Annotated in this window: 1 protein-coding gene; it reads left to right on the top strand. The window is 60.8% G+C overall.

What is annotated here, in order from left to right:
* A partial coding sequence (locus SO156_RS45860) for an AMP-binding protein (protein ID WP_498539468.1) occupies window positions 1-745 on the top strand: 745 nt, incomplete at both ends.

The raw sequence follows: 745 nt of genomic DNA, 5'->3' as shown, positions 1-745 counted from the left end.
GCCGCCTTGGGCGATGTGGGCGTCGATGCGAGCGTGGTGGAGCTCGATGCGGCGGCACCGGCGTGGGCCAGCCTGCCGGAATCGGATCCGGACCCGCGCGCGCTCGGCCTCACCTCCCGCCATCTCGCCTACGTGATCTACACCTCGGGCTCAACCGGTTCGCCCAAGGGGGCACAGAATGAGCATCGGGCTATCGTCAATCGCTTGATTTGGATGCAAAACGCCTATGGTCTCAACGCAACTGATGTCGTGTTGCAGAAGACGCCATTTAGCTTCGATGTCTCGGCCTGGGAGTTCTTCTGGACCTTGCTTGAAGGGGCAACCCTGGTGCTGGCGCCGCCCGGTGCGCACAGAGATCCCGACGCATTGGTCGACTTGATCATCAACCAGCGAATTACGACGGTTCACTTCGTGCCATCCATGCTGGTCAGCTTTATAGATGCGAAGAGTGTTGACCGCTGCACATCGCTGGGACGAGTTTTATGCAGCGGCGAGGCGCTTCCTGCCGCCAGTGTGCATAAGGTTCGGCGCCTCTTGCCTTGGACGGCCCTGCACAATCTGTACGGTCCGACGGAAGCTGCGATCGACGTGACAGCGTGGAGTTGTCCGGCTGAGTTTGAAGGCGCCATTGTCCCGATTGGCCGTCCGATTGCGAACACGCGGGTGTATCTGCTGGATGGTCATGTGGCACCGGTGCCGTTCGGGGCGGTGGGGGAGCTCTGCATTGGCTGTCTCTTATACACAT

The organism is Bradyrhizobium sp. UFLA05-125, assembly GCF_059803515.1.
This window is presented reverse-complemented; position numbering and strand designations above follow the sequence as displayed.